This window comes from Piscinibacter defluvii (assembly GCF_004011805.1).
Taxonomy (GTDB): Bacteria; Pseudomonadota; Gammaproteobacteria; order Burkholderiales; family Burkholderiaceae_C; genus Piscinibacter; species Piscinibacter defluvii.
In genome coordinates, this window is the sequence record NZ_RCHJ01000051.1 from 1 (window position 1) to 8,200 (window position 8,200).

General features: G+C 65.6%; 9 protein-coding genes and 1 pseudogene. 4 read left to right on the forward strand and 6 right to left on the reverse strand.

Going from position 1 to position 8,200, the window contains the following annotated elements; translation table 11 throughout:
- Positions 1-641, forward strand: a 641-nt coding sequence (locus tag D9C15_RS32135; RefSeq protein ID WP_205854963.1) for a tetratricopeptide repeat protein, incomplete at its 5' end; no start/stop codon positions are given.
- A 418-nt stretch (positions 642-1,059) separates the two neighbouring features.
- Here the strand turns inward: D9C15_RS32135 and D9C15_RS32140 are convergent.
- On the reverse strand, positions 1,060-1,386 hold the full coding sequence (locus tag D9C15_RS32140) for a type II toxin-antitoxin system RelE/ParE family toxin (RefSeq protein ID WP_128003537.1): 327 nt from the start codon (positions 1,384-1,386) through the stop codon (positions 1,060-1,062).
- A complete protein-coding gene (locus D9C15_RS32145; RefSeq protein ID WP_128003538.1) occupies positions 1,383-1,634 on the reverse strand; it encodes a type II toxin-antitoxin system ParD family antitoxin in 252 nt (83 codons plus the stop codon). The genes D9C15_RS32140 and D9C15_RS32145 overlap by 4 nt, the downstream gene beginning before the upstream one ends.
- 311 nt (positions 1,635-1,945) lie before the next feature.
- On the opposite strand from D9C15_RS32145, the gene D9C15_RS32150 reads away from it, so the two are divergent.
- On the forward strand, positions 1,946-2,455 hold the full coding sequence (locus D9C15_RS32150; RefSeq protein WP_128003539.1) for a hypothetical protein: 510 nt from the start codon (positions 1,946-1,948) through the stop codon (positions 2,453-2,455).
- A gap of 293 nt (positions 2,456-2,748) precedes the next feature.
- Here the strand turns inward: D9C15_RS32150 and D9C15_RS32155 are convergent, their stop codons facing one another.
- A complete protein-coding gene (locus D9C15_RS32155) occupies positions 2,749-3,324 on the reverse strand; it encodes a PIN domain-containing protein (protein ID WP_128003540.1) in 576 nt (191 codons plus the stop codon).
- Positions 3,321-3,788, reverse strand: coding sequence for a helix-turn-helix domain-containing protein (locus D9C15_RS32160; protein WP_128003541.1), 468 nt, complete (start codon positions 3,786-3,788; stop codon positions 3,321-3,323). Before D9C15_RS32160 ends, D9C15_RS32155 begins: the two co-directional genes overlap by 4 nt.
- 93 nt (positions 3,789-3,881) lie before the next feature.
- Between D9C15_RS32160 and D9C15_RS32165 the strand changes: the two genes are divergently transcribed.
- Both D9C15_RS32165 and D9C15_RS32170 read left to right on the forward strand, forming a co-directional pair.
- Positions 3,882-4,976 carry a hypothetical protein gene (locus tag D9C15_RS32165; RefSeq protein ID WP_128003542.1) on the forward strand — a complete coding sequence of 365 codons (1,095 nt, stop codon included), beginning with the start codon at positions 3,882-3,884 and terminating at the stop codon, positions 4,974-4,976.
- Positions 4,977-5,153: 177 nt separating this feature from the next.
- Positions 5,154-7,199, forward strand: a complete 2,046-nt coding sequence (locus D9C15_RS32170) for a methyl-accepting chemotaxis protein (protein WP_128003543.1) — start codon at positions 5,154-5,156, stop codon at positions 7,197-7,199.
- A gap of 48 nt (positions 7,200-7,247) precedes the next feature.
- Here the strand turns inward: D9C15_RS32170 and D9C15_RS32175 are convergent, their stop codons facing one another.
- On the reverse strand, positions 7,248-7,577 hold the full coding sequence (locus D9C15_RS32175; RefSeq protein ID WP_128003544.1) for a hypothetical protein: 330 nt from the start codon (positions 7,575-7,577) through the stop codon (positions 7,248-7,250).
- A gap of 311 nt (positions 7,578-7,888) precedes the next feature.
- Positions 7,889-8,152 (reverse strand): annotated as a pseudogene (locus D9C15_RS32180) (SMC family ATPase); the annotation flags it as partial.
- Positions 8,153-8,200 lie beyond the last annotated feature (48 nt).

Consider the following 8,200-nt stretch of genomic DNA (forward strand, 5'->3'; position numbering starts at 1 on the left):
ACCAGCCCTGGGTCAAAGTTCAGTCGGCAGGGTGGGTCAAAGTTCGATCGGCGCGGACAATCGTGGCCCTCCTGGGCGAGAACCACTCGAGGCATCTGCAACTGCTCGGCGAATTGCTCGGGGTCGCCTTCCGGAGCGGTGACTGGCCACGTGCGACTGGCTATGCGCAGATGGCCCACGAGCGCGTGCGCGCAGAGTTCGGCGACGGGCACGTGCTGACCTACGTGACACTGCTGAACTGGGCGCGCACACTGGACGAAGCCGGGAGGGCGAAGGATGCCGTGGACAAGGCGCGCACGGCCCACCGGCATCTGCTGAACCTCGTCGGGCCTGCTTCGCCGCAGACCCAGGATGCGGCGTTCGTGCTGGCCCTGATCGAGCTCGAACTCGGCGGGGCCCGGAACGCGCAGTCCCTGATCGATCAACTCGATCCGGCGGCGCTCGAGTCCGGGCGTGCCACGGGGCAATGGCCGGCCTCGATCGATGCGCTGCGCGGCATGGCCCTTCAGTTGAAAGGCGATGCAGCAGCCGCGCGACCGTTGTTGGACTCCGCGCTCGCCGCTCTCAAGGACGAAGAAGCGCTGGCGAAACCTGCGCGCCTGTATGTGGCGGCAAGGCAGGCGCGCGCGCGCTTGCATTGAAATCCGGCGCGGGCCAACCTTCAGCCCGCCTGGTTCCCCCGCCGAGAGGAGGGGTCTGCCTGCATGACGGCCTCGATCGGATCGGTGGGGGCATTGGCTCGGAGACGGAGACGAGAACCGAGGGGCTCGCGACGCGAGCCCCTGAAATTTTGTCGCGTGCCGAAATTTCGTTTCGAGACAGATCCTGGCAGTCCAGCCTTGGCCGATTGCTGTGATGCCGATTTCGTTGGTATCCAGCGTCAAACGCCTGTGGGCGGAGCAGTGCACCACGGCATCGGCGAAAGGCGGCTTTGGAGCAGCACGATCCGGGCGGCGGAGTCGCTGATGGGTGTCGGTTCCGGCCAGCCGACTTGGCGAACAAGCTGCCACAGACCGGTCTTAGAGCTCTGGGCCTGCGCCCGCCGCGACGCGAGTGCCGTCAATATGAGGCGAACTCGTGGCCCAAGATCGCCAAGATGTCCTGGCGCTCGCCTAGCAGCCGGACCACATCCAGGTGCTCTCCGAGTTCGAAGTAGCACCACAGGAGCGGGAACTTCGCCACCTGCCAGGTCCGAAGACCTGGAATGCCAAGGAGCTTTCCGAGCGTCGGTGAGCCGATGCCAGGGTCGAGTTCGAGCTGGTCAAGCGCGGCGTTGGTGGCCTTGGCCACCTTCACCGCCACGCGGGTACCCCCCTCCTTGCGGTAGTACCGGACTTCGCGCTGCTGGTCGCGCAGCGCCTGCGGGCGCAGAAGCGCCGGCTTCAATCGACCTCGCCGCGAGCGATCGCCAGCAGTTCCTTCTCGTCCGGCTGGGTGCGACGACGGCCTGGCCCGGATGCCAGCCCCTCTTCGATGAGGTCGCGAAGCCGCTTCCTGGCCTGCTCTTCCTGATCGCGCCGTACCAGGTCGCGGATGTACTCGCTGGTGTTGCCGTAATTGCCTGCTGCGACCCGGTTGTCGATGTACTCACGCATCGACTCGGGCAAGGCGAAGCTCATGGTTTGGCGGCTCATGGGGCGATCTTGGGCGGTTTGACAACGGTTGTCAATTCCCCCCGCCCCATCCCGGCTGCGAGCTCGAAGACCGGTGCAACTGCGGGGAGCATTTCAGCGGCGAAGTCGTCGTCCTGAACCGGATGAATCCCGGCTACTGCCAATGCGGCCGGATGGCGTTCGTCATCGACCAGCTCAAGCCGAGCGGGACGGCTGTCTGGTTCAACGCCCCGCCGCCGTACCACGTGACCTGGGCTGCAGCGGTCTTCGGCTAACACCTGCGCTTCGTCAGCGTACCGGCGACGGCACGGATCGACTGGACGCTGCCGCGCTTGAGCAAGGCTCTGCGGCGGGCAACCTGGGCTGCGGCCCAACAGCAACGGGCAACGGACCTGCTCGCGTCTTGCAGCGGCCCGTGCCTCACCTGGTCGGCGCACGGCGGCTGGGGCGTGTGCGCGTCGGCCACACCGGAGATCGCGCCGACCAAGCGCCACCGGCTGCTGGGCGTCGCCGGCACGCCGGGGTTCTGGGTCTTCCCATGGGAAGGCGACTTCGCGGCCAGGGCCTGCGAGGTCAGGATCCAAGCCTTCGGTGCCACGGCTCGTGAGGCCGTCGACGCCCTTAGGGCGGCCGTTCGGCAGCACCGCAAGCAGTTCCCGCAGGAACACTCCAGGCCAACCACGCCGACGTCTAACCCGGTGCCGTTGCGTTCGGAGTCTCACCTGAGGTACGCGGTGATGGTCAGTCTGGAGCTGCAGGCACACGGCTTCTGGAAGCGGGCCTGGATGTTCGGCAACATCGCCCGCGAGCACTTGGCATCCGGCCAGCGTGCGCGCCGCTGACGAGCCTGTTGGGCCGGCCGAGGCCGATGAAGCGGCGCGGCAAACGCCCGCCGCCCTGCAGCCAGGTGCTGACGGCGTATCCGTGCTGCTGTGGCAACTCGTGCTTCAGGTGATCAGCGAGTTCGTTCCACTGGGTCTGCAGGAACTCGACCTGCTCGGGCGACGGCGTCACCCTCGCATAGAGCGTTTGCCGCGATGCACCATTGAAGAACCTGGAGGCGAACCCCATCAACGCCCTCCCCGCGCGATGGGCGTGATCGCTCGCTGCCGCCGCATCGACCTGCGATCGCGGGTCACAGGATGGCCCGGTAACTGCTCAGCGCCTGCGTCGTCTGCGCAAGGCCCTGCCGCAGGAGCACGTCCAGGTAGACGTCCACCGCCATGGGCGGATTCTTCAACTGACCACGCTGCCGCTGCGCTGCGGAGATGACGGCGGCAGGATCGAGATCGAAGAGGTTATCGATGAACAGGTCCGGGTGCTGCGCCTCGATCCCGAAGGGATCGAGCGCTTCGGAGGGGAAGTCCTTCTCGTTGAAGGTGACGATGACGTTCGCACCGCAGCGAATCGCCGCGGCAAGCACATGCCGATCGCCTGGATCGGGCAGTTGCAGGCTGTCAGCGAGCGCCTCGTGGCCGGCGACCAGGGCATCGGGGATCGCCTTGTCCATCAGTTCCGACGTGCGATTCAACTGCTCGAACGTCAGGTCCGGTCGATCGCGCAGCAGACTGCGCTTCCACTCCTCATGAATCTGCGCGCTCCACCGTGCCCGGAAGCGCCCGGTCAGCCCCAGCCACATCAGGAAGTCTCGAAGCGGTGCGGGGTAGAGGACGCAGGCGTCGTAGACCGCGGTGAAGTTCGAGTGCCTCATTCGTAGCCCATGCGCAGATCCTGGGCCTGCTGCGCCAGGGCCTCCATTGCCGCGTGGCTGGCTTGCTCGCGCTCTTCGCGATATCGCATCAGATCGGCGAACAGCACGCGCCGGTGCTTGCCGGTCTTGTGGAACGGCAGCACACCCTCTTCGAGCAGCTTGACCAGATGCGGGCGCGAGACATTGAGCATGTCCGCCGCCTCCTGCGTCGTGAGCTCCGCGTGGATGGGCACCACCTTGACGGCATTGCCATCGGCAAGCTCGGCCAGGATGTCGACGAGCAGCCGCAGTGCCGAGGTCGGCAGTTCGACCTGATGCGCCTTGTTCTTCTCGTCGTAGATCTGGATGCGCTGGATCTCGCCCTGGGTCGCCAAGTAGGCGGCCAGCGCGCGCTGGCCCTTGGCGGCGGCCTGAACCTCTTGCTCAAGGGGCAAACTCGTTCGGGACAGGTCGTTGGCGGTCATGGGGGTCTCCTGGTGTTTTGACATCATAAACGCAACAAACGAAACTCGCAATATTCGAAACGCCATCTCAAACGCATCGAGGACCGTCAATCCATGAACTACAGCCAGAAGATCCAGCGCCTGAAGGACAGGCGCCAAGGCCTGTACAGCCGCGACGGGGCCTACAACTTCGCCGAGGCACTCAATGGGACGGCCAAGCTCGAGAAGTTCCAGCAACTCGCCGAACCGGAAGCCGTCAAGTACGCCATTGGCGCCATGCAGGCCGTCGACGCCGACTACACGCTGAAGTCGTACGCGGAAGGCAACCGGGTGCGTGACCGCCTCGCCGAGGGCCTGGCCGCCGCCAACATTCCCGCGGCCTTCGACTACCAGGGCTCGGTGCCCCTCGACGTCCATGTGCGCGGCAACAGCGACGTCGACCTGCTGGTCCTGCACGATGGGTTCGTCACGGTCGACGCGGCGGCCAAGACTGCCTACAGCTACCACGACATTCCCGGCAAGACGCCGGCCGAGGAACTGGCCGGCTTGCGCGCGGAGTGCATCGCCATTCTGGAGCGACGTCTTTGGGGCGCAAAGGTCGACGCGACGCCCAGCAAAGCGGTCTCGCTCACCGGCGGGTCGCTGCAGCGCGCGGTGGACGTGATCCCGTCCCACTGGCACGACACGCTGGACTGGAAGCGGACCGGGGACAAGCGACATCGCGACATCTATGTGCTGGACAGCAAGCTGGCCCAGCGCATGAAAAACCGACCCTTCATGCACATCGGGCTCATCGAGGACAAGTGCAAGACGGTCCGTGGCTCGCTGCGCAAGTGCATCCGCCTGCTGAAGAACCTGCGCTACGACGCGGACAAGGCGATCGATCTGTCGAGCTACGACATCGCGGCACTGGCCTGGCACATGACGGACCAGGAACTCGCCGTCCCGTTCGGCGTCGACTTGCTGCTGGTCGAGCGAGTCCGCAGCCACCTCAAGTTCCTGCTGGACCAACCGTCCTACCGCGCGGCGCTGTTCGTGCCCGACGGATCCCGGCTCATCTTCGACAAGCCGGAGAAGGTCCACGCCCTGGCGGACCTGTTCAAGGAAGTCGAACAGTTGTCCGCGGATCTCGCGCGCGAGATCAACCCGCTCGCGGCCTACGCGGGCTTGCCCCGCCACCAGGTGCTCAACAAGGCCATTCTCTTGTAGGCCAGCGGGCGACCTCAGGACCGCCGGCGCTTGTCGGTTGCGAGCCGCGCGCGACGTGTAAGGGCCAGGTTTCCAGCGCGCCGAGCCTCAACCCTTGGCGGCTTGTGACGAAAACCCACTACGGGACGGGCGGCAGGTCAGGCATGGCTGCACTTCCGAAGGAGGGAGCACCGCGCCATGACGAGCACAACCGCACGAACTTCGACCTACGCGACCGCACCCATGGCCAGGCCACCCGCCGCCGCCGGCTTCTTCGCACATCACGGCATCTGGGCACCGGGCGTACGACTGTTCCGCGCCCTGCGCTTCAGCGCCAAGGCCGCCATCATTTCGCTGGCCTTCGTCGTGCCCTTGCTGGCATTGGTCGCCTGGCAACTGATTCAGCAATCCGATCACGCGATGAAGTCGCGCGCCGATGCCACGCGCCAGCATGTCGAGATCGCGCACGGGATCCTGGTTCAGGCCCATGGGCTCGAGACGAAGGGCAAGCTGTCGAGGGATCAGGCCCAGCAGTGGGCCCGGGACACCGTGGCGGCCTTGCGCTACGAGGGCAGCGAGTACTTCTGGATCAACGACATGCACCCGCACGTCCTGATGCACCCGATCAAGCCGGAACTCAACGGCAAGGACGTCTCCGACCTCAAAGATCCCAACGGCCTGCGCCTCTTCAAAGCGTTTGTCGACAAGGTCCGGAGCGAGGGCAAGGGATTCGTCGCCTATCAGTGGCCCAAGCCTGGCAGCGACAAACCGGTGGACAAGTTGTCCTACGTGCAGGGGTTCGAACCGTGGGGTTGGGTGATCGGCTCCGGCATCTACGTCGGAGAGGTCCGCGACGACCTCCTGCACCAGGCCGCCTGGATGGCCGGCGTGGTGTTCGCCTCGCTCGCCGTGGCCGGCTACCTGTTCTTCAGCTTCTACCGGGTGATGGATGGCGGTCTGAACGAAACGCGGCGGCACCTGCGCGCGATGACCGAGGGCGACCTCACGACGTCACCGTCGCCATGGGGGCGCGATGAGGCCGCGCAGTTGATGTTCGAACTGCGCGAGATGCAGGAGTCCCTGCGAACGATGGTCTTGCGCGTGCGCCGGTCCAGCCAGGAGATCGTGCATTCCAGCAGCGAAGTGGCCTCGGGCGCGATGGATTTGTCGGCCCGGACGGAACAGGCCGCTGCCAACCTGGAGGAGTCCGCCGCTTCCATGGAACAGATTTCGGCGACAGTGAAGAACAGCGCCGATCACGCCAGCGAGGCTGCGCGCGTGGCCGCCGGCAACGAAGCGTCGGCTGCGGCCGGCGGCGACGTGATGCACCAAGTGGTGCAGACGATGGACTCCATCCGTCAGTCCTCGGGGCGCATCGGCGACATCGTGGGCACGATCGACGGCATCGCCTTCCAGACCAACATCCTGGCGCTCAACGCGGCTGTCGAGGCCGCGCGTGCCGGAGAGCAGGGTCGCGGCTTCGCAGTCGTGGCATCCGAAGTCCGCACCTTGGCGCAGCGGGCGGCGCACGCGGCCCACGAAATCAAGGGACTCATCGGCGGCAGCGTCGAACAGGTCAACGCGGGAGCCGCCGTGGTCAACACGGCCGGCGAGCGGATGGGTGAGATCGTCGCCGCTTCGCAGCGGGTCAGCGGATTGCTCTCCAACATCGCCGAAGGCTCGCGCGAGCAGAGCCAGGGCGTGGCCCAGATCGGCCAAGCGGTCAACGAACTCGACCGCATGACCCAACAGAACGCCGCATTGGTGGAGCAGACGGCCGCAGCGGCCGAAGCCATGAAGGACCAGGCCCTTACCCTGGCACAGGAGGTCGATCGATTTAAGCTTCCCGCGGGCCTGGAACTCGCGGTGGAGGTCGCACCGGCGGTGGTGACTGACTTCGACTTCGACAAGGCCATCGAGGCGCATCGGCAATGGAAGGTCAGGCTGCGCAAGGCAATCGCCGAGCGGTCTTCGCTCGACGCTGACACGCTTTGCCGCGACGATCGCTGTCCGCTGGGTCAGTGGCTCCATGGCAATGGCGGACGACGTTGGGGCTCGGCGCCTGGGTTCACCGCCTTGCTCGAGCGGCACGCGGAGTTTCACAACGCTGCCGGACAGGTCGCGCGCCAAATCAATGCGGGCGCCGTTGAACAGGCCGAGCGCCTGATCGGGGCCGGATCCCGTTTTGCGCAAGTTTCCACAGAGGTCTGTACGCTGCTTACCCGTGCGAAGCGCGGCCTCTGAGTCTGCGGCGACGTCGCTTGTTCGCCGCAAGTGGACCAGGCGCGCGATCTACGATGAACGCGGTTGCGCAGGCCGTGCGCCCAACTGCGCGCGCGCCTCGGTGAGCGAATCGCAAACAGTGATCCGGTAGGCACGGTCGCTGATGGCGTTGTAGGTGCCCAGGGCAGCGAGAACAGACGGTTCGGTGGCCACGAACACGGCGGAGATCGCTGGGTTAGTCATCGCCGGACCTTGCAGGAAGGCCTCGATCAGCTCGATCTCGGCGCTCGTGGCCGTCAGCGCCTGAACCGAGCGCGCATCCACGATGGCAAAGCGAAGGTCGTCAAAGCGGGGGTCCGCCGCAATCCGCTCGTGACACGCCAGCACGTCACTGGCCATCAGGTTTCCTGAGTACCTGATCACCAAACCGCACGCCTCCCATGCCAGGTCAAACGGCACGTCAACCCTCTCAGCCATCCCCGCTTCACTGATCCGGTACTGTAGCCAAGCATCACCGTCGCTCTCATTGGCCGGGTTGCGTCAACCGGTCCACAGGCGTAGCTTGATGAGTTGTCTGCTGAGCGCCGGCATGAAACACAACTTCTCTTGTGTGAGCGGCCTGCCGAGTTTGGCTGAAATAACGAGCTCAAATGACGTCCTGATAACTCCACTTTTCAGGACGTGGCCTCCGGTGGCCCGGCGGAGGCCGCTCACCCAGGACACCGCGCCGCGCTCATCGCTTCGAGATCGATCACCGCATCTGCCATCGCTGTCAGTTCCGGCGTCTGCGACACAAAGAACTCCCGCGTATACCCACCCAGTTCCAGCACTCGCCGCTTCATCGCCATGAACATGCGCTTGCGCTCCGGGTCCAGCGGTCCGTCGGCCTCGTCGGAGAACAGGGTGTCGTAGCGCCGGCCGGTGTTCTGCGCCAAATACAGCGCCACGGCCCGCACCAAGCACTCGTTGATCCACTATGCCGAGAACCTGGACATGCCGAGTTCGCAGTCTGGCCAGCGTGC